Here is a 20,766-nt window from a genome sequence, read left to right as displayed (position 1 = left end):
AAATATTTTGCCAAGCTATACATTTCGTTGCAATGATTGCGGGGAGTTTACATTGGTTTTTCGGAACATGGAGGGGAACCGGGGGAGTGCCGGATGTCCGGAATGCGGAATGCTGGCAAAACGGGTATTTTTACCGCCAAACTTGTATTCCATGCCGCAAGTTTTGAAAACGAGAATTGAAAATGGCATGGAACCAAGGCGGATGAGTCGCAAAGAACTTGGCCCGAGCATCCCAAGAAAAAGGACGCCATCCATCAATCGCCCTTGGCAGGTTTGATAATGGGATGATCGGGTATTTTCACCGTGGCCAAACAAGGTAGTCCAGAGGAGCGTTGGAATGTAGTGACCATCGCTCCTATCTGTTTATGGCGGGAACCGTCGCTTGCTACATAAAGTGTTAAACGGCTTGAACTCCTAAAAATCATTATTCTCATGCAAATGTCTTTTGGTTGAAGTAAGATATCTGGTATTCAAAATAGCACTCTGGGAGAAAAAATGAGAGAGTATGCGGGCAGAATGTACATGCCATAGAATTGAATTTACTCTTTCAGGGTGAGAATAAGAATGATAAAGCAATCAGCTGTTTTTTACTGGAACCAGTTCCATCATCATAAGTAAGGATCAGAAGATGATGTCAAAGTTTTAAATGCAAGAGGAGAGCGTTCAAAGGCCGACATGGACACTCTCCTTTGACTCCACTAGCATAAAATCAAAGTGAGTAATAATGATGTTTAAAATTTGAAAATTTAATGTTCTGGATATGTCCTTTGGATTGTATGTTTCTCAACCTCATAAATTTATTAACGCCTTCCACCGTCTCCCTTCACTATTTATAACGAAGCATCGTTATTATAATGGTGCAACTATTGTCTTCTAAAAAGCTTTATCAGAAAAACTGATCTGCTTCAACTTATTTTCATTCATTGATCTTTATACTAAAAAGCGCCCATTAACATTTCACAAACGAGCTCTGACGCCTTGTGTATTGTTCCATGAAGGATCGAAACGGATGCCTGTATTTCATTTTGGGACTGTTATCAGCTCTGCCACCTTGGCGCTCCTAACAAATTCCTCATTCAGCAAAAAGAAGAATAGTGGCTGATGTTTCTTGCTTACTTGTAGATAGCGGCAAAATGTTGGCGCATATAGCTCCTTGTGCTTAGGGCAAGCACCTTGGTACAGCGACGGCATATGATACAACAGAAAAAAAGAGAGGAAGATAGCCGTTGAAAAGTTTTACGGTCGACCAAGGACTTTTGAAGGAGGTTGCAAGAGCTGTCAATGGGGAGTACAGCGCCATACAGTGTTATACGAAACTGATCGAGATGGCACCGACAAAGAAAGAAAAAAAGATCATAACGGAGATTCGGGAAGATGAAATTCGGCATTTTCATGAGTTTTCTGCACTGTATATGTTCCTTATCAAACGTCAACCAGTACCAGAGATAAGCGAACCATGTCCGGATCGATATCGTGAGGGATTAAGGTTCGCTTTTGAAAATGAACAAGACACCGTTGATTTTTATCTTCATGTCGCGGATCGGGCAAACCACCCATATATGAGGCATGTGTTTCGAAGGGCCGCCGCAGATGAGCAGAACCATGCAGTTTGGTTTTTATCGCTGTTGACTCTTATGTAAAAAAAGTGCTCTCCTTGTCTTTTTTTGAAAAAGGGCGTGACAAAACTTCCTTCCAATCTACATTATTAGAGAGAGGACAATCTTTCCGAATGAAGAATATGTATTAGTACAAGTGAAAATCGGGGAGGGTCTGTTGTGGAAAAAGAAGTATTTACTTCCGAGGCAGCCAAGGCATTGGGAATTGGGGTCAGCACCCTCAGAAATTATGCAGTCATTCTGGAGTCAAAGGGTTACGGTTTTCAACGTGGAGCAAATAACGGACGGATTTTTCGGAAAAAGGATTTGGATAACATAAAAGAAATGATCGACAGCATTTCCAAGGAAGGCTGGACAGTGGAGCAGGCGGCAGAAGCTACAGCAGCACAGGTGGCCAGCCGGGGTGAGCAGGTTCTCCCTAGTGCAGAAAAAGAAATCACAATTGGAAAGTTGACGGAAAAAATCCATTATTTAGAAGAAAAACAAGCCGAACTGGCAAATATTAATGAAAAGCTGACAATGAAAGTAGAAAAACTGGCCGAAAAAATAAAGGATCGAGAACGTGACCAGCTTTTGCTTGAACGTTTAGAAGCAAGCCGAAATAAAAAGAAAAGAAGAGCCATTGCGTTTTTTCGTTCATTCATGACCTTCTCGGAAAAGAAAATATCTCCGTAAATAGAGCAAACGGATTCGTTTGCTCTATTTGGTTTTGCGTTTTTTACAGCGGGTACGTATAAAATATAATTCTTTTTTAAAAGGAGGAAACCTTATGAGCAAGAATAGAAAAATAGAAGGAACTTGGGATAAAGTGAAAGGCGAAGCGAAAGATACTTTTGGTGAAGCGACGGATAACAAGCGGCTTCAGGCGGAAGGAAAATGGGACAAGGCAAAAGGAGAAGCAAAGTAAAAATATGAAGAAGCAAAAGACCGCTTTTCGGATATGAACCCAAGCGAATAAAAGGGAGGGCTATTCCAGCATATTGATGGAATAGCCCTTTTTCAAAAAAACAGGTTTATTCGATAAAAAATAGGGGATATATAAAGAAAACTTTTAACATTTGATAGAAATTTTGTGAATTATTTTGTAAGCGATACACACTACATAAAATTTAAGGTAAAATGTCATTAGTGGAAATTCTAAATGAGGTGGTCTTTTTGCAAAGAGATCATGAGCAATTGGAACAAATGATCAATAGTCTTATGGAGATGGGAGTGAACATTTCAAAGACGAAGTCAAGGCTTGAACTAATGGAAGTCTTTGCTGAAATCGAGACAATGCCAGGTTATACTGAATGCCAATTTTAGATATAGAGTAGTAGAGACTGGGACACAACAAAATCAGCTGATGAAAAAACGAACAATAAAGTGAAACTTCATTCAGTAGGGCTCCTACTGAATGTTAGTTGAACCAATCGGGCATTTAGGTGCCGTTTTCTCTTGTATTCACTCAAGATTTTGAAGTGGAAGTCTTGCGGCACCTTACAAGCGGGATAAATTGTCCCAGTGTATAATGCGTAAGCTTTTAGCGTAGTCAAAATAGGTAGACTCCTGCGGGAATAGTTCGAGCTGAAGATCCCTCAGGAAAGCGACCCTTTGCTTTCCGAGGAAGCTGAAGAGACCTGCGGAAAGCGAAATATGTTGATGTAGCGATGATAGGGATTTTTTAACACAATAGGGGCCGAGACATAAATTAAAAGCTGATTCATATTCGTAAAGATCGTGAGAATAAAACCGCGTGAAATCAAGGTTTTAAACTTGATTCCATGCGGTTTATTTCATTTTACAGGGTTTGTCCCAGCCCCTTATTCATGCGTTTTTTGGAGCTTTCCACATTAAGATTATATAATCATTTTGTCGAAATGCATCATTTCCTGGGTAATAAAATGGTCATCCAGAAGGAGTTACCTCAATCACATGAATATGTTTGGCGTCCATGGATTTTACATGAAATTGATATCCTTCAGCTTCGATTACATCCCCTTCCTGCAAATCGTATTTTTGTGTTAAAAGCCAACCGCCAATGGTGTCAATATCTTCACATTCGATATGGGTCGCCAAAAGATCGTTCACTTCTTCTATTAAAACTTTGGCATCAAGCAGGTAATGTTTTTCCCCCTGTTTGCGAATGTATGGCATTTCATCTTCATCAAATTCATCTCTGATTTCTCCAACAATCTCTTCTAGTATATCTTCAACCGTCACAATGCCTGCGGTTCCTCCGTACTCATCAAATAAAACAGCTATATGGTTTCGTTCTTTTTGCATTTTAACAAGGAGCTGTTGGATCGGGATTGTCTCAATGACACGGATGGCCGGCTTTACATATGGTAAAATCGGCTGGTTGTCAGTGCAATTGTCTTCCATGCAGTCGGTTAGAAATTCTTTGATGTTGACGACCCCAATTATGTTGTCTTTATCTCCGTCAATAACAGGATAGCGGGTAAAACGCTGCTTCTTAATGATTTTCATCATTTCACTAACAGTGGCTGATTTATCAATTGTCAAGATCTCTGTTCTTGGAACCATGATTTCTTTTGCTACCCGGTTATCGAATTCAAAAATCCGATTCACATACTGATATTCCGACTGATTGATTTCCCCGCTTTTTAAACTGTCCGATAAAATAATCCTGAGTTCTTCTTCGGAATGGGCAATATCTCCTTCCGAAGCGGGCTTGACTCCAAATAACCCCACTATTAGGCGTGCCGCTCCATTCAACAGCCAAATGAAGGGAAACATGATTTTATAAAACCAGATAAGCGGTATCGCCACCGCAAGAGTAATTTCTTCTGCCTTGTGGATGGCAAATGTTTTTGGAGCGAGTTCTCCGATTACGACATGGAGAAATGTGACCAGGCTGAAGGCAATGACAAAAGAAAGGACTCCTGACAATGGCTCAGGTATATTCAGGCTCTCAAAGATAGGTGTTACGATGACTTGAACCGTTGGCTCTCCAAGCCAACCAAGTCCAAGGGCAGTTACGGTAATGCCCAGCTGGGTTGCTGATAAATAACCGTCTAAATTTGCCACAAGGCGCTTGGCTATAGCCGCCTTTTTATTTCCTTCCGCCATCAATTGATCGAGGCGTGAACTCCTGACTTTTACGATGGCAAACTCTGATGCTACGAAAAATGCTGTTAAACCAATGAGTAAGATGACGAGTAAAATGTTGATAACAAGCAATGGAGCATCCCACTACCGGATTCTTTTTTCATCCGGATGGGACTTCACCTCCTATTGGAAAAGTCTGTTCGTTGTATCCCTACTTTACCCTCTAAATGGAGATTCTTATCATGATTCCGGCAGATTTTTTAGTTATTTTCCACAAAAAGGAATTTGTTTCCTGGAAGAAGTTGTTTGTGATAAAAAACGCCCCATTTCCATTTAATTGATATACACGTATTCAATGTTGACATGTCCCCAAATGGAACGCCTGTAAACTATTGGTTTTTGAATTGGTGAAATTTGTAGTAAATATGTAATACTACAACAAGTTATTTTTGCTATTATATAGATATACCAATAGGTTCATCGTTAATCTGATGTGGAGGATGTATCGTTGAGAAATCATTCTGGCGGTAAAAATGTAATATACGTACATATGAACTATACGCACAAGTATGTATTGTCATATGGGATTGAGTTTCCAGAGTTTATGGACAGCATTCCATTTAAGCCTGCGAATCTTTTGCTATTGAAGCATAAATTTGAGGACGGATATTTTAATATGCATACACTTCTTCATTACGCATCGGAAGATAGCATTCAGCAACTGATGAATGATCATGTCGATCGATATGGTGATTTTTGCTGGATTGATTTTACGGATGAGGATGATTTAAATGAAATGGAAAGCCAATCATTGGCGGAGCTTTTGTATTTAAGCCATATGAAAGCTCCGCTCAGGCCGCCATTTTATCGAATTCTTGGAAACCAGTATGCCTATCTTACCCAGGAAGACGGCTTCTTCAATAGAACCTATTATAAACACTGGGAGCACTTTTACGGCATGCTTGGGGGTGTGTTGTCCACCAAGGTCAGTCCGAAAAGAGAGCGTTCATTTTTTGGAAGATTGCGGAGCCGATCCATTCCTCCGGTCCCGTTGGAAGTGTTACAAGTATATACTGACTTTATGTGTGAAGGGCTCGCTTTTTCCCTTGAAAAAGTCACCGTTGACAGGCAAAGAGCCGTTATTCCGATTTGGGTGATGGGTGACTTTCAGGACATGGATGAAATGGTGGAGGAATTTGAGGTTCGAAGCAGGAGAGCACCTGCGGGAAGGCTTGTCCTTGACCGAAGAAACAGTGAATGGCAGGCGATCATCTATTAAAAAATGGGCGGGAAGTCGCATTTCTCCGCCCATTTTTCCTCTTTTACACGGCTTTAAGCCGTTGCTTTTTTGTCTACCGTACTGTCAAGGAGCACTGCGATAGCTCCATCCCCTGTAACATTACACGCAGTTCCAAAACTGTCTTGCGTGATGTAAAGGGCGATCATCAAGGCGGTCATTGCCGGTCCGAATCCAAGCATTGATTCCAGCAGGCCAACCGCTGCCATCACGGCTCCGCCTGGAACGCCGGGAGCGGCAACCATTGTGATTCCAAGCATCAAAATGAACGGCATTAAAGATGCTAATGTGTAGGTATGACCCTGCATAAACATGACAGCCATGGCACAACTGACAATGGTGATCGTGCTTCCCGACAGGTGGATCGTAGCACACAGTGGAATGGCGAAATCAGCAATGCGCTCTCGTTTTACAATTTTTTTGCCTTGTTTTAATGTCACCGGAATCGTTGCTGCTGATGATTGTGTTCCCAGGGCTGTAAAGTAGGCGGGGACCATCGTTTTTAACATCGAAAACGGATTTTGCCTGCTTGTCGTGCCCGCAACCGTGTATTGAATCATTAGGTACGTTAGGTGAAGCAGGATAATCATGATAAATACTTTTATAAAGACGCTTAAAATAGCTCCAACTTGTCCTGCATGCGTCATATTGGCGAAGATGCCGAATATATGGACAGGTAGTAATGGGATAATGACCTTTTCAATCGTTAATTGAATGATGGATCGAAAATCCTCGGAGAACTTTAACATGGTTTCGAGTTTGAGAGCGGCAATACCGATTCCGATTACAAATGAGAATAGCAATGCCGACATGACTCCCATCACTGGTGCCATTTCAACGGTGAACATGGGTGATGCCAGTGCTTCCTCCGGGTTGGTGAACTCTTTGACAGATTGATTGTTCAACAAGTTGGGATATAGTATTTTAGCTGTAAGAAAGGCGAGCAGTCCGGCTCCAATGGTGGAAAGATAAGCAATCCCAGCCGTAAACCCCAGCAGTTTTCCCGAGCCTTTTCCAACGGACGCAATTCCGGGAACGATAAATCCAATGATTAATAATGGGATAATAAAGTTAAGAAAGTTTCCAAAGAGTCCGTTGAATGTTGCAAATATACGCACAAGCCATTCGGGAGAAACAAGACCAATCAAAATGCCGAGGACAATCGCGATGATAATTCTGGGCAATAAACCAATCTTTTTCAAGATAAACCTCCTTTATAAAAATCTTTTTTTAAGGGAACGGGAGAGTGGCGTCTGCATTATTATAGCATAATTTTTGAGGATTTAGATTAGTTTTAAATTTTGGAAAAATGGATGGTGAATCCTTTCTTGAACACCAACGCTTTGCACGTCTGCTTGCCCAAATGCATATTTTAAACTGGGCTGATGAAAACCATTTGTTTTTCGGCAAATCATGTTAAAATAAAAGACATGTCATGAAGATAGGGGATGTAAGAAGCAATGAAATTGTGTTTATTATATGGAGGAAAATCCGCAGAGCATGAGGTTTCACTGCAAACAGCCAAAGCGGTGATCGGAGCGCTTGATAAAAACAAGTTTGATATTTATCCTATTTATGTTTCCAAGCAAGGGCAATGGGCCGAAGGATCGAAAATTACAGACACAATCACAGATGTTGCCCAACTGCAGCTTTTAAATAACAATTCTAACGAAGGGCTGAGCAGCACTGGTGAAGATCAGCTTTCACATAAATCTACAGATATGATTCCATCTTCTCTTCAGTCTGGTTACGATGTTGTTTTTCCGCTTTTGCACGGTCCGAATGGAGAGGACGGCACGATTCAAGGATTACTGGAAGTGTTGAATATTCCATATGTGGGAAATGGCGTGCTTGCATCGTCTGCCGGGATGGATAAAGTGACGATGAAAAATTTGTTCGCACAGGCGGGGCTGCGGCAAGTAAAATATGTTTCGTATATTCGCAGCGCTTGGGAAGCAGACCGCGATACCGCTTATGATGAAGTGGAAGCCCGGTTTGGGTATCCGTGTTTTGTAAAACCGGCCAATCTCGGATCGAGTGTCGGCATTAGCAAATGTGAAAACCGGGAAGAATTGGTTGCGGCATTTGAAGAGGCCTTTCGCTATGATCGCAAAATCATCATTGAGCAGGGGGTAACGGCACGCGAAATTGAGATTGGCCTGCTTGGAAATGATGAAGTTTCCTGCTCGGTTGCGGGGGAGATTGTTCCTAAAAAAGCATTTTACGATTATGAGGCAAAATATCAGGACGGATCGACCGAACTTGTCATTCCGGCCGATATTTCCGAAGAGCAGTATGCGGAGCTCCGTGAAATGGCGATTGCCGCATATAAAGAATTGGATTGTTCAGGGCTGGCGCGGGTTGACTTTTTTATAACAGAAGATGGCCAGGTACTGATCAATGAGGTGAATACAATGCCCGGATTTACACCGTTCAGCATGTTCCCGCTGCTTTGGAAACACACTGGTCTTCCATATGCTGAACTGATTGAGCGTCTCATTGACTTGGGCATAGAGCGTTTTGAGGAAAAACAAAAGATTACCCATACTTTTTAAGGAGGTATTCCGTTGATCGAAAGAACGATAGGACAGATCTCCACCATGATCAATGTAATGAACGACCTTTCGCCATATGCCCATGTTATGTTGAAAGGAGCTTCCATTGATTCCAGAAAAATCATTCCCGGCAACCTTTTCGTTCCTTTGAAAGGCGATAATTCGGACGGCCACCAATTTGTTGAAAAAGCTTTTGAACAAGGAGCCGCCGCTTCCCTATGGCAAGAGGACGTTCCCCATCCCCCGGAAGGATATCCGCTGATTGTGGTAAAAGATGTTTTAAAAGCGCTGCAGGATCTGGCCAAGGCCTACCGGAACGAACTGCCTGCCAAGGTCGTCGGTATTACCGGCAGCAATGGAAAAACAACGACAAAAGATATAGCGGCATCTGTGATGGGCGAAACATACCGTGTGCAAAAAACAGCAGGAAATTTGAATAATCATATCGGTTTGCCACTTACGATTCTATCTTTGAGAGAAGATACGGAGATTGCCATCCTTGAAATGGGCATGAGTGGAAGAGGGGAAATTTCCCTTTTAACGGATATTGCCAAACCAGATGTGGCGATTATTACCAATATCGGAGAAGCTCACTTGCTAGATCTTGGGTCAAGGGAAGCCATTGCTGATGCAAAGTTTGAAATTACGGAAGGACTGAAAGAAGACAGTCTGTTCGTTTATCCGGGAAATGAACCGCTGCTTGTGCAAAGAGCAAGCAGGTTAAAACAGACAAGGCTCAAAACGTTTGGAGAAACGCCGGACAATGATCTTTATCCGCTACATATACAAATGGAAGAAAGAGGAAGCACTTTTGTCGTTTCCAGTTATCCAGATGAACCATTGTTTCTTCCGATAGCAGGAAAGCATAATATGATGAACGCCATGGCTGCCCTGCATGCGGCTAGAGAATTCTCTGTCCCATTTTCTGATATAAAAGAGGGTTTGAAATCTGTAAAACTGTCTACGATGAGAATGGAATGGAGAAAAGGCCCGAAAGGTTCCACCATTTTAAATGACGTCTACAACTCTAGCCCAACAGCACTCCGTGCGGTGATTGGATTAATTGAATCAATGGATGAAAAAAGAAGGAAAATACTCGTGTTGGGCGATATGTTGGAACTCGGGGAAGATGAAGAAAAATTCCATCGGGAAATAGGCGAAGAAATCAGTCCCGAAAAAATAACGTATGTTTATACATACGGAAGGTTAGGGAAAAGTATTGCGAAGGGGGCAGAAGAAAACTTCCCGGAAGAGCGGGTATTTTCTTTCCAAGATCAAGACGAGCTGGCTGCCGCCCTTCAAGAGAAGCTAACAGGAGGAGAAATCATAGCGGTAAAAGCTTCTAGAGGCATGAAAATGGAAAAAGTTGTGGAAGCTTTGACGCTGGAAGTTGACGAATAACATTATACAAATCATGGTAAAATGCCTGAAAGGCTTTGTCGCAAAAAATTGTAATCGACTCGTTTTAATGATAGAATAAGCACATCGTTTACAATTTTTTGCAGCGGTTCTTAAAGTGAGTGGGGCATTTTGCCTCATACTTTTTAAAGGAGATTGAGAAGCTTTGACGAAGTTTTCAGATTTGAATTTAAGCCCGGCTATTTTAAAAGCAGTCAATAGAATGGGCTTTGAAGAAGCGACACCGATACAGGCAAAAACAATTCCTCTCAGCAAGGAAGGGAAAGATTTGATCGGCCAAGCCCAAACAGGTACGGGAAAAACGGCCGCATTTGGTATTCCCCTTATTGAAAAAATCGATACAAAAAACCCGACGGTTCAAGGGATCATTATCGCTCCGACACGTGAACTCGCGATTCAAGTATCGGAAGAGCTATATAAAATCGGTATGGATTCCCGTGCAAGAGTCCTTGCCGTTTACGGTGGCTCGGATATTCAACGCCAAATCCGCGCATTGAAAAAAGGCCCGCATATTATCGTTGGAACTCCGGGGCGGATTCTTGACCATATCAACCGGAGAACACTCAAACTGAACAATGTGCATACGCTTATTTTGGATGAAGCAGATGAAATGTTGAATATGGGCTTTATTGATGATATTGAAGCCATATTGAAAACCGTTCCGGATGAAAGGCAAACGTTGCTTTTTTCAGCAACGATGCCGGACCCGATCCGCCGGATTGCCGAACGGTTTATGAAATCGCCTGAAACAGTTCGGGTTCAAGCCCGCGAGATGACGGTGCCTTTAATTGAACAATATTTTATTAAGGTGCCTGAAAGGGAAAAATTTGACGTTCTTTCCCGGCTTCTTGACGTGCAATCACCCGAATTGGCCATCGTCTTTGGCCGGACGAAACGCCGTGTGGATGAGCTGGCGAACGCCTTGACAGTCAGAGGCTATACAGCAGAAGGAATTCACGGTGATTTAAGCCAGGCGAAGCGCATATCCGTATTGAAAAAATTTAAAGAAGGCAGAGTCGACGTCCTGGTCGCGACCGACGTTGCCGCCAGGGGCCTGGATATTTCGGGTGTCACGCATGTTTATAACTATGACATCCCGCAAGATCCGGAAAGCTATGTTCACCGGATCGGCCGGACAGGGCGGGCCGGAAAAGAAGGGATGGCTGTTACATTCGTCAGCCCGCGGGAAATGGGTTATTTGCGTATTGTCGAACAGACAACGAAAAAACGGATGCAGCCGATGCGCCCGCCAACCTGGGATGAGGCGCTCGAAGGACAGCAGCGCATCGCGATGGAAAGACTGAGCGAAGCAATTCAGGAAGGCGATTTGGATGAGTATAAAACGAGTGCCAAAGATTTATTGACTGAGCATGATGATCCTGTTGAAATCATTGCTGCTGCGCTCAAAGTCATCACAAAGGAACCGGACAAAACGCCGGTCCATATTTCGGAAGAACGTCCGCTTCCTTCTAAAAGGGAGCATTTTGGCGGCGGAGGGCGAAGCAGACGCGGAAAGCCGGGGCAGCAATCATACAAGGGCCACCGGAAACCGCAGCGCCGTCCTAGCGGCCGCAGAACATCTTATTAAGTAAGAAACGCAATATTTACTCGCTTATAACCGTCCGTGCAAGAGGCGGCATATAAGAACACGCTCAAAAAGCGTAGGCGGTCAACATATGTTATAAACAATCGGAGGGTTTGAATCTTCCGATTGTTTTTTTGTTGGAAATTAGCTACATTTTTATTGTGCAAGATGTAAAATAGGCAATGACATGGTACGATCATTTCGTATGTATTGATGCAAACTGAGGGGAGAATTTCATGGAGATCACTATACCGGCAAAACGAATATCGAAGCGCGGATTAAAAGTATGGAGGATGATGGGCGTCATTTTTTCGCTTATCGCATGGGCGATTGCAATTGGTGTGGGAGTAGCGGCTTATTTCTTGGATTGGCCTGTTTGGATCGTTGTAGTAACCGGCCTGCTGGCTTTGATAGAAACAGTCAGCGCCGTTTGGATCATTCCTTCAATCCGTTGGAAACGCTGGAGGTATGAGGTAAATGAGCATGAATTGGAGCTGCAGCACGGCGTCATTTTTGTACACCGGACGCTTGTTCCGATGGTGAGGGTTCAACATGTCGATACCTCACAAGGACCGCTCTTAAAAAAATACGATTTAGCGACCGTTTCTATTTCGACTGCGGCGACCACACATGAAATACCGGCAGTCGATGTAGGGGAAGCGGAGGAATTACGCCGTTTGATTTCGGCTTTGGCAAGGGTGGCAAAAGATGATGTCTGAACCAAAACGTCTCCATCCCATTACTATTTTTTACGAAATCATGAGTGCCTTAAAAGAATTGATCATTCCCTTTATTTTATTTGTTATCATTGGAAATTCAGGTGATGACTCTTTTTGGAATAAAGTGCCGCTTTTTATTTTTATCCTTTTAATCGTGGCGATGATCGTTTCCGGCTTTATAAAATGGCTTCGTTTTACTTATTGGCTTGAAGACCAAGAACTACGGATTACCCAAGGGTTGTTCGTAAGGAAGAAAAGATACATCCCTTTTGAACGGATTCAAAGCTTGGATCTTTCTGAAGGCATTTTTCACCGTCCTTTTCAGCTTGTAAAAGTAAAGGTGGAAACAGCGGCTTCCAGCGACAATAAAGCGGAGGCGGAACTGACTGCCATTCACAAAGAAGAGGCCGCCGCTTTGCAAAAAATCATTGCGGATGCCAAGCGGGGAAAGAATGCGGAAGATGTGGAAGAAGAAGTGATTGAAGAGGTCGTTTATAAAATCACTACGCCTCAACTGTTTTTTCTGGCTACTACCTCGGGACGGGCCGGAGTGGTGATTTCCGCTTTTCTGGCTTTTATTTTCCAATTTGAAGACTTCATCCCGTATGAAAAGGTATTTAATGAAATGCAGGAGTTGATTCGTTACGGGGTCTTGTTTATATCGGCGATCGTGTTTGTTGTCTTGGTCATTGCCTGGCTTATTTCCGTATTAATAGCTTTCTTTAAGTACAATGACTTTACCGTTAAAAAAGTGGAAAATGATTTAATCATTACACGCGGGCTGCTCGAAAAAAGAACGACGACTGTTCCACTGCACCGGATTCAAGCATTGAAGATTACGGAAAGTCCGATTCGCCAGCCGTTTGGATATGCGAGTGTGAAAATCGAGAGTGCGGGAGGAACTGTCATGGAAGAGGACAGCTCATCTATTGACCTTTTGCCTGTTGTGAAAAAGAGCCAGATTCCCGATATTTTGGGAGAGGTATTGCAGGAGTTTTCATTTGTGACCGATTTGAAGCCCGCTCCAAAGAAATCTCTAAGGCGATACTTATTTGTTAAAGTCCTTATCGCCTTCGTAGCAACCATTGTACTGTCAGCCACTTTTTGGCCGTATGGCTTGCTGGCATGCATTTTGATTGGAGGAGCGGCGGTCTGGGGGTATGCCCAATTTCGTTCAGCCGGTTGGAATATCCATGGCCGGCAGTTGACGATGCGGTTCCGAACGATTGAACAGCACACGGTACTCATGAACAAGAACCGGATTCAAGCCTTTGACATGAGCGTCAACTGGTTTCAAGATCGTGCCGATCTTGCCGGTGTGGAAGCTAAGGTAAAATCGGGAGAAGCGTTTGAAAGGGGGCATATTCCCCATATAGAACAGGAGGCTGCCCAAGAAATATATAAGTGGTACAGCCATCGAGAATTTACCAAAAGCGAACAGGCTTGATCTGAATTAATAATGCGCCGATCAAAAAACCGGCAATCAGGCCAGAAATGTGGGCCGTAATATTGATGCCTGATTGAAAAAATGTCATGATGACCCCGATCGCGGCCATTGGCAGGATCACTTGCTTGCCTTGCGGGGGCATCGCTCCTTTTTTTAATGCAATAATAGCCAAATAGATTCCAAACAGGCCGAAAATCGCACCGCTCGCCCCCAGATGGGTATAGTACGGAGGGTTCAGCAAATAAGTGGCAATATTGGCCGCAATTCCGCAGGCCAAATAGACGAAAACAAACAGCCATTTTCCAAGAGCACGCTCCAAAGCGGGGCCAAACAGCACAAGTGAAAAAGAATTAAATAAAACATGGGCTAAGCCTGCATGCAGAAAAATGGGGGTTACAAGCCGCCAATACTCGCCCATGCCAATGTAAATATTAACACCCACGAGCGATTCGAAAATCAGCTTGTTGGGAAGAAGCGGAAGCTTCATTGATAGAAAAAGGATCAAATGAATGGCGACAACTGTGGTAACAACCGGGTAAAGTTGCTTAAACTGTTTAAAAGACTCGGTACGGACAAACATATGTGTCTCCTTTCGGATTTTTCATAAAAAAATGAAACGTATATTGCTTCTCCCATTATATTAAACAGAGACGAATAGTAGAAGGGATGTGCAGCCGTGATTGCTGGAATCGGTCTGGACCTTGTGGAGCTAGACAGAATTGAGAGGCTTAGGCAGAGCCAGCCTCGGTTTCCAGGGCGAATTTTAACTCAAAAAGAACTTATGCAATATGATACCTTGCCCGCAAAGCGGAAAACAGAATTCCTTGCCGGAAGGTTTGCGGCAAAGGAGGCGTTTGCAAAAGCGCTGGGAACCGGAATTGGCAAGGGTATATCCTTTATGGACATTGAAATCGGGTCGCAATCTAGCGGAAAGCCATTTATCGCGAAGCCTGCAATGGGGAAGTCGCATGTGTCCATTACGCACACGAAGCAGTATGCCGCGGCACAAGTGATTATAGAAGATAGCCAATAACCCCATTTTCCTGGACCGTAAATAGGAAAATCAAATGATACCTTATCGGACTGCAAAGTTCAACCTGAAACAATCTTTTCCGTTGCCGCCACATAATTGGCGGCTTTTCTTTTGACATATTGTCCACGGTTGTCTCATATATTTTTAATGCGTCAGGAGAGAGGGGGCAGGGCCCGGAATGATTGCCACGTTGTGCGGGGCGCTCGCGGGAAAAAACGGATGATGGCCAATGATCCCGGGTTTCCGGCTTCCTCTCTTCTTTTTATGTGTAAATGAGACAACGAAGGGGTTGAAGGAATGAGAAAGGGGCTATGGCTATTTGCAGGATTGTTGCTGGCGATGCTCGTACTTTCGGCCTGTGGGGAAAAATCAAAGGAGGATGTGACAAAAGGGCTGGATAAGAAGGTTGGGGAGTTAAAAGGGTACAAGGCAAAGGCCAAGATGACGCTGGAAGTCGGGAGTAAGCCGCAAGTGTACGATATAGATGTTTGGCATCATAAACCGGGCGATTACCGGATTCATTTGAAAAGTGCCAAAAAAGAACAGAGTCAAATGATTCTTCGTAATAAAAGCGGCGTCTACGTATTGACTCCTGCCTTGAACAAAAGTTATCGCTTCCAGAGTGATTGGCCGAAAAACAGCAGTCAGGCTTATTTGTATGAGTCACTTGTCCAAGATGTCCTAGAGGATCAGGAAGCGAAATTTAAATCGACGAAAGAGCATTATATTTTTGAAACAAAAACACGCTACCAAAATAATAAAATGCTTCCATCGCAGGAAATTACATTCCATAGAAAGACGTTGGAGCCGGTTAGTGTGCAGGTCATGGATACGGATAAAAATCCGGTCGTCACTGTTGAATTCACAAAAGTCGATTTTGACGCGAAATTTGATAATGATGCGTTTGATACGAAGAAAAACATGACGAGCGCACAGTTGGAAGTTCCGGTATTAGCCGATTTGAACACAAAAGAGTTTACAGTGAAGTATCCGATGGCCGAGATTCCGGGTGTGAGTCTTGCCGATGAAAAATCCGTCGAAACTGACGAGGGCAAGCGTGTGATATTGACCTATGAAGGTGAAAATAAATCATTTACACTGATTCAAGAAAAAGCGGAAGTCATTCCAACCGCTTCCATGGAAACAGTCGATATGGACGGAGAAATGGTGGATCTCGGGTTTGCTGTCGGCGTGATGAACGACCATTCGATTGTATGGAGCGAAGCCGGAGTGGATTATTTGCTGGCGTCACAAGATTTGACACAGGAAGAGTTATTGGGTGTTGCTCGTTCAGTTCAAGGCTACTCAGAGAAATAACGGTCCGCAAAAATATTCTGTTCCCTTTCAGGTTATATCTACCTGAAAGGGATTTTTTTTGCCGTAAGATGTGTAGGGGGGAATGTTTTATGAAAAAATGCTATGACCAGGATGTCGGTCCGTTTTACGGCTCGCTGTAAGTGTCCCGGCTATAGAGGATAAACCGTCTGCCACTCGCAATCCCGACGTGGTTCTTTAAAACGGGCTCTTTTGTCCACCTATAAAAAGAAAGTGTAATTCATTTGAAGTTTTAAATCCGGATATGGCGAAAAAGTTTACCTCTTCCAGCCTCCATTTAAAGGATCGGCACGTAGGAAGAGGTGTTTTTTATGCGGGAAAATATCGAGTGGAGGAAGGGGGGGCAAATGTTGCGCTTTGGATCCTAAAGTTTTTTCTGGCTGATTTAAAAAGAGAAACGTATGATGGGTATAATAGAAAAAGGCTTGGATCAAACACATCTGCTTCATCTCGATATTTTGATATCATAGGATTGAGCAGCTTTTCAATCATATTGATAGCGTATCGCTGAAATTGGCAAGTATGACCCGCGGCTTGTTAGGTGGTGGGTGATACGGCAGCGTGTCAGTGATTGTTTCTTTACAATCATAGAACGGTTTGATAACTTGGCTACATTCATTGGGTTGATGAGAAAAACGGATATCCAACTTTGGGTTGATGAGAAAGCCGGACATCCAACATTGGGTTGATGAGAAAGCCGGATATCCAACATTGGGTTGATGAGGAAGCCGGACATCCAACATTGGATTAATGAGGAAAGTCCGGATATCCAAAAATTGAATGTGTTCACCAGAGGCTGATTCGATGGCACGATGGAACGGCCTTTATTCTGGGAGGGCGTTAATAGGGATGCGTGTTTGCGGAGGATTTCTTTTGCATTATTTTCTTCTGCGATCGTTTTCGTGTTTCCGGTGCGGATAGTTCCGATCGTATTGGCATGCGCACTCATAACATATTAGCTTTGATAGGAGACATCGCCATAGGGGTGACTTGCGCTTTATGGAAAATGTTGAAGGCGCTATATGGGTTATGCAGTAAATAAAGAGAGGGATATGGATTGGGCATTACAATAGAAAACTTGAAAAAAAGAATAGACGTGGCGGCAAAAAGAGCCCCGGCTGATTTAGTGATTAAAAACGGCAAGGTTGTCAATGTCTTTACAAGGGAGATTATCAGAGAGGATATTGCCATTGTGGATGGTTATATCGCCGGAACAGGAACATTTGAAGGGAAGGAAACGGTGGATGCATCCGACAAGTATATCGTGCCCGGCTTTATTGATGGCCACGTCCATATTGAGTCCGCGATGGTCACTCCGCCGGTGTTTTCCAATGTAGTCCTTCCGCATGGGGTGACGACCATCATTGCCGACCCGCATGAAATCGCAAATGTAGCAGGAACGTATGGAATCGACTTTATGCTCCATACATCCGAAGATATTCCACTGGAGGTTCTTTTGGTGCTGCCATCATGTGTTCCCGCCACGCCTTTTGAAAATGCGGGAGCGTCGCTTGAAGCTTCAGATTTGGAACCATATTACTCCCATCCCAGAGTGATTGGACTCGGAGAGGTCATGGATTATCCTTCAGTGCTTCATAAAGATGACAATATGCTAGACAAAATCATGAATGCAACGGCTAGAGAAAGGCATATTGATGGCCACGCATCCGGAATTCATTCGGATGGAATCAATGTATATATGGCCGCGGGAATCCGTACCGACCATGAATGTGTGACAGCGGAGGAAGCCCTGACAAGATTGAGAAAAGGGATGTATGTGATGTTGAGGGAAGGCTCGGCGGCCAAAGACTTGGTTGCTCTGCTGAAAGCTGTTCATGAACATACTGCGCGCCGCTGCCTATTCGTTACGGATGACAAGCATCTGGATGAAATCATTGATGAGGGAAGCATCGACTATCATGTAAAAACAGCCATACGTGAAGGACTCGATCCTCTACTTGCCATTCAAATGGCTACCTTAAATGCGGCAGAATGTTTCGGACTTAAAACAAAAGGGGCCATCGCACCGGGGTATGAAGCTGATCTCCTACTGTTAAACGACCTCAAGACCGTCGATATTGATCGGGTATATAAAAGAGGAAACCTAGTAGCCCAAAATGGCCATGTGATCCAGCCTAAGAAGGCTTTCGTTGCGTCACCCGCCATAACAGACAGCCTTCATATAAAGCACGTATCTCGTGAAGATTTAAAAGTGAGAATGAATAAAGGAAACAGAGCAAATATTATTGAAATCAAGCCAAAGATGATTGTCACAAAACACCTTATTGAGAAGGTGGATGTGATTGATGGTTTTTTTCAGCCGTGCACCAAAAAAGATCAGTTGAAAATAGCAGTCGTCGAACGTCATAACGAAACAGGAAATATCGGTCTTGGGATTGTGAAAGGGATGGGGATGAAAAGAGGGGCTATTGCGTCGACAGTTGCCCATGATTCGCATAATATTGTCGCCACCGGTACAAATGATGATGATTTGCTGATGGCCATTCAGGTGACAGCAGACATGAAAGGCGGCCTCGTTGTTGTGGAAGGTGGAAAGCCCATTGTTTCCCTTCCGCTGCCGATTGCCGGATTAATGTCGGATCTGGATTATCAGGTGATTCATGAGCGGATCAAAGAGGTTAATAAAGCTTTGGAGCGAATAGGTTGCTCCATGGAATTTAACCCGTTTATTACTTTAGCCTTTATTGCCTTGCCCGTTATTCCTGAATTAAAACTGACTGATACCGGGTTATTTGATGTAAAAGCATTCCGGCATATTGAAATTGAAGCGAGTAACATTACATAGGTGAAACGTATTATCTGGCATGAAGTCTCCCGTTTCAAGGCGGGAGATACATCGCTAGGAAAAGCTTGATTGGTTTAAGGAACGATGGGGAAGTGAAAAATCCACGGTTCAATATATTTTCTTGTTTTTTGCGGTGTTGTTTTTTTGCCAAAATGACTTATGATGGTAATATTCAGGATTTTGCATACGAAAAATGTCAATTCATTAACGTGAAAGTCATATGCTCGTTTTTAGGCAATTTTTATAGAAGAAAGAATTTTTTTCGGCCATAGCTTTTAGGAAACCCGTCTTCTGGCAGTTGTTTGGATGGAGAGCGCAGAATGGGATTGGATAAATATTTACAACATGGATGCATTTCTTATATTCGGGAGGCAGTAGATTGTCCCCTTCCCAACTTGATCATTTCCTCATTTTTCCATATTCACACATTCCAGCATCAATGTTTGTAACCGCTACAACGAAAACAACAGCTTTTAATTGGACAGAAGAGAGAAAGTACCTTAATGTTTCGCAAAAATCACAATAAAGCGAACGGGAAGGTTTTCTAAAAATCAATTGACATATGTGTGCCCTGATTGAATAATCAATAATGTGAAGTCGATCTGGGGAGTGTGACTTACTTGAATGAAGAAATTCCATTTTTCCGTGATACATGGACGGAAATTGATTTAGATGCCTTGTATGACAATGTTAAAATGATCAGAAACGCGTTGCCGCGGAACACACATATGCTGGCCGCCGTGAAGGCGAACGCGTATGGCCATGGGGCTTTGCAGGTTGGCTTGGAAGCGTTAAGAGCAGGGGCGCACGGTTTGGTTGTGGCACTGCTAGATGAAGCATTATGGCTAAGAAAGCATGGAATTGAGGCGCCGATTCTCGTGCTTGGCGCTATTCGGCCAAGCGATGCCGGAGTGGCTGCCCGTTACAATATTTCCGTACCCGTTTTTCAAACAGACTGGTTAGAGGAAGCGAGCCGGTCGATGAAGGACGGCGACGTATTAAAAGTCCATATAAAATGCGATACCGGCATGGGACGAATTGGCCTTAGAAGAGCCGATGAGCTGAAAGAAGTTGAAAAAATGGTCTCTGCATCGGACAAGTTTTTGTTTGAGGGCATCTTTACGCATTTTGCGACTGCAGATCAACAAGAAGAATGTTATTATCAGCAGCAACTGCAAAAGTTCAAACGATTTATTGATCTTTTGGAAACAGTTCCGACTTATATTCATGCCGCAAACAGCGCTGCTGCCCTTTGCCACCATGATTCCTTGTTCAATACAGCGAGAATCGGGATCGCCATTTACGGTCTTTCTCCATCAGAAGAAAGACAATTTATTCCGAAAACCCGTCAGGTCCTTTCATGGCATACAAAAATTGTTCATGTTAAAAAGCTGCAGGCCGGGGAGTGCGTCGGGTATGGAGCTTGTTACAAGGCCCGCGAAGAAGAGTGGATCGCCACGCTTCCGGTTGGGTACGCGGACGGCTGGCTCAGAAAGCTGGAAGGCCAGCGGGTTATTATAGAAGATGAATTTGCCCCGATTGTTGGGAGAATTTGTATGGATCAAACTATGATTCGTCTCCCCCGCTATTTTCCGGTTGGAACAGAAGTTACGCTCATCGGCGGGCGGCAAGACCTGTTTATTTCCGTGGATGACATCGCCAAAAAGCTTGATACAATCAATTATGAAGTAACATGTTCGATCAATTTTCGTGTTCCGAGGGTGTTTAAACGAGGGAAGCAAGCCGTCGAAATTGAAAATAAACTTTCTACTCGATTTTTGTAAAATTTCAGTAGAAAAAAGAAGGAATTCAGCTAAAAAGGGAGAAATGATGTATAAGGAATTCTTTGCCGGGCCGATAATAGAAAAAGAATCCCAAATGTTCTTTGCAGGACTGCTGTTTG

General features: G+C 43.4%; 19 protein-coding genes. 16 read left to right on the top strand and 3 right to left on the bottom strand.

Annotation, left to right across the window (positions count from 1 at the left end):
• The first annotated feature begins 7 nt into the window (after positions 1-7).
• The 5 genes from MHB50_RS16690 (at position 8) to MHB50_RS16670 (ending at position 2,921) form a co-directional block, all read left to right on the top strand.
• Positions 8-277, top strand: coding sequence for a zinc ribbon domain-containing protein (locus tag MHB50_RS16690; protein ID WP_077111437.1), 270 nt, complete (start codon positions 8-10; stop codon positions 275-277).
• A gap of 949 nt (positions 278-1,226) precedes the next feature.
• Positions 1,227-1,640 (top strand): ferritin-like domain-containing protein, encoded by a 414-nt coding sequence (locus MHB50_RS16685; protein ID WP_236017092.1) that lies wholly within the window; start codon positions 1,227-1,229, stop codon positions 1,638-1,640.
• A gap of 135 nt (positions 1,641-1,775) precedes the next feature.
• Positions 1,776-2,291 (top strand): hypothetical protein, encoded by a 516-nt coding sequence (locus MHB50_RS16680; RefSeq protein WP_077111435.1) that lies wholly within the window; start codon positions 1,776-1,778, stop codon positions 2,289-2,291.
• Between the two features lie 94 nt (positions 2,292-2,385).
• Positions 2,386-2,523 carry a CsbD family protein gene (locus tag MHB50_RS16675; protein ID WP_205179573.1) on the top strand — a complete coding sequence of 46 codons (138 nt, stop codon included), beginning with the start codon at positions 2,386-2,388 and terminating at the stop codon, positions 2,521-2,523.
• 248 nt (positions 2,524-2,771) lie between these two features.
• Positions 2,772-2,921 (top strand): Lmo0850 family protein, encoded by a 150-nt coding sequence (locus MHB50_RS16670; RefSeq protein ID WP_205179575.1) that lies wholly within the window; start codon positions 2,772-2,774, stop codon positions 2,919-2,921.
• Positions 2,922-3,503: 582 nt separating this feature from the next.
• Here the strand turns inward: MHB50_RS16670 and MHB50_RS16665 are convergent.
• The gene (locus MHB50_RS16665) at positions 3,504-4,799 is read right to left on the bottom strand and encodes a hemolysin family protein (RefSeq protein WP_205179577.1); all 1,296 of its coding nucleotides are present in this window, start codon (positions 4,797-4,799) and stop codon (positions 3,504-3,506) included.
• A 376-nt stretch (positions 4,800-5,175) separates the two neighbouring features.
• Between MHB50_RS16665 and MHB50_RS16660 the strand changes: the two genes are divergently transcribed.
• Positions 5,176-5,946, top strand: coding sequence for a hypothetical protein (locus tag MHB50_RS16660; RefSeq protein ID WP_205179579.1), 771 nt, complete (start codon positions 5,176-5,178; stop codon positions 5,944-5,946).
• Positions 5,947-5,999: 53 nt separating this feature from the next.
• On the opposite strand, the gene MHB50_RS16655 is transcribed toward MHB50_RS16660, so the two are convergent.
• On the bottom strand, positions 6,000-7,166 hold the full coding sequence (locus tag MHB50_RS16655) for a dicarboxylate/amino acid:cation symporter (RefSeq protein WP_339164813.1): 1,167 nt from the start codon (positions 7,164-7,166) through the stop codon (positions 6,000-6,002).
• Between the two features lie 258 nt (positions 7,167-7,424).
• On the opposite strand from MHB50_RS16655, the gene MHB50_RS16650 reads away from it, so the two are divergent.
• The 5 genes from MHB50_RS16650 to MHB50_RS16630 all read left to right on the top strand — a co-directional run bounded on the left by MHB50_RS16650 (position 7,425) and on the right by MHB50_RS16630 (position 13,689).
• On the top strand, positions 7,425-8,519 hold the full coding sequence (locus MHB50_RS16650) for a D-alanine--D-alanine ligase (protein ID WP_340084243.1): 1,095 nt from the start codon (positions 7,425-7,427) through the stop codon (positions 8,517-8,519).
• 12 nt (positions 8,520-8,531) lie between these two features.
• Entirely contained in the window at positions 8,532-9,920 is a 1,389-nt protein-coding gene (murF, locus tag MHB50_RS16645) for a UDP-N-acetylmuramoyl-tripeptide--D-alanyl-D-alanine ligase (protein WP_205179581.1), read from the top strand.
• A 163-nt stretch (positions 9,921-10,083) separates the two neighbouring features.
• A complete protein-coding gene (locus MHB50_RS16640) occupies positions 10,084-11,526 on the top strand; it encodes a DEAD/DEAH box helicase (protein WP_077111427.1) in 1,443 nt (480 codons plus the stop codon).
• 233 nt (positions 11,527-11,759) lie between these two features.
• Positions 11,760-12,242, top strand: a complete 483-nt coding sequence (locus MHB50_RS16635; protein ID WP_077111426.1) for a PH domain-containing protein — start codon at positions 11,760-11,762, stop codon at positions 12,240-12,242.
• Positions 12,232-13,689 (top strand): PH domain-containing protein, encoded by a 1,458-nt coding sequence (locus MHB50_RS16630; RefSeq protein ID WP_236017093.1) that lies wholly within the window; start codon positions 12,232-12,234, stop codon positions 13,687-13,689. The genes MHB50_RS16635 and MHB50_RS16630 overlap by 11 nt, the downstream gene beginning before the upstream one ends.
• Here MHB50_RS16630 and MHB50_RS16625 read toward each other — a convergent pair.
• Positions 13,667-14,269 carry a rhomboid family intramembrane serine protease gene (locus MHB50_RS16625; protein ID WP_077111425.1) on the bottom strand — a complete coding sequence of 201 codons (603 nt, stop codon included), beginning with the start codon at positions 14,267-14,269 and terminating at the stop codon, positions 13,667-13,669. The two genes, MHB50_RS16630 and MHB50_RS16625, sit on opposite strands and share 23 nt — an antisense overlap.
• 96 nt (positions 14,270-14,365) lie before the next feature.
• Between MHB50_RS16625 and acpS the strand changes: the two genes are divergently transcribed.
• The 5 genes from acpS to alr all read left to right on the top strand — a co-directional run bounded on the left by acpS (position 14,366) and on the right by alr (position 20,647).
• Positions 14,366-14,722 (top strand): holo-ACP synthase, encoded by a 357-nt coding sequence (gene acpS, locus MHB50_RS16620; protein WP_077111424.1) that lies wholly within the window; start codon positions 14,366-14,368, stop codon positions 14,720-14,722.
• A 297-nt stretch (positions 14,723-15,019) separates the two neighbouring features.
• Positions 15,020-16,039: an outer membrane lipoprotein carrier protein LolA gene (locus tag MHB50_RS16615; protein WP_077111423.1), complete on the top strand. Its 1,020-nt coding sequence runs from the start codon at positions 15,020-15,022 to the stop codon at positions 16,037-16,039.
• 566 nt (positions 16,040-16,605) lie between these two features.
• Entirely contained in the window at positions 16,606-16,746 is a 141-nt protein-coding gene (locus tag MHB50_RS16610; RefSeq protein ID WP_205179583.1) for a hypothetical protein, read from the top strand.
• Positions 16,747-17,114: 368 nt separating this feature from the next.
• Entirely contained in the window at positions 17,115-18,863 is a 1,749-nt protein-coding gene (ade, locus tag MHB50_RS16605; RefSeq protein WP_205179590.1) for an adenine deaminase, read from the top strand.
• Positions 18,864-19,483: 620 nt separating this feature from the next.
• Positions 19,484-20,647: an alanine racemase gene (gene alr, locus MHB50_RS16600; RefSeq protein WP_213089054.1), complete on the top strand. Its 1,164-nt coding sequence runs from the start codon at positions 19,484-19,486 to the stop codon at positions 20,645-20,647.
• Positions 20,648-20,766 lie beyond the last annotated feature (119 nt).

The organism is Siminovitchia sp. FSL H7-0308 (assembly GCF_037980985.1).
GTDB lineage: Bacteria > Bacillota > Bacilli > Bacillales > Bacillaceae_C > Siminovitchia > Siminovitchia thermophila.
Note: the sequence above shows the minus strand (reverse complement) of the source record. Positions and strands in the feature narration are given on the sequence as shown.

Excerpts from the sequence above, each read along its gene's own strand:
- MHB50_RS16650 (WP_340084243.1), top strand. The coding sequence starts at position 7,425 with ATGAAATTGTGTTTATTATATGGAGGAAAATCCGCAGAGCATGAGGTT.
- MHB50_RS16625 (WP_077111425.1), bottom strand. The coding sequence starts at position 14,269 with ATGTTTGTCCGTACCGAGTCTTTTAAACAGTTTAAGCAACTTTACCCG.
- MHB50_RS16675 (WP_205179573.1), top strand. The coding sequence starts at position 2,386 with ATGAGCAAGAATAGAAAAATAGAAGGAACTTGGGATAAAGTGAAAGGC.
- MHB50_RS16615 (WP_077111423.1), top strand. The coding sequence starts at position 15,020 with ATGAGAAAGGGGCTATGGCTATTTGCAGGATTGTTGCTGGCGATGCTC.
- MHB50_RS16635 (WP_077111426.1), top strand. The coding sequence starts at position 11,760 with ATGGAGATCACTATACCGGCAAAACGAATATCGAAGCGCGGATTAAAA.
- MHB50_RS16630 (WP_236017093.1), top strand. The coding sequence starts at position 12,232 with ATGATGTCTGAACCAAAACGTCTCCATCCCATTACTATTTTTTACGAA.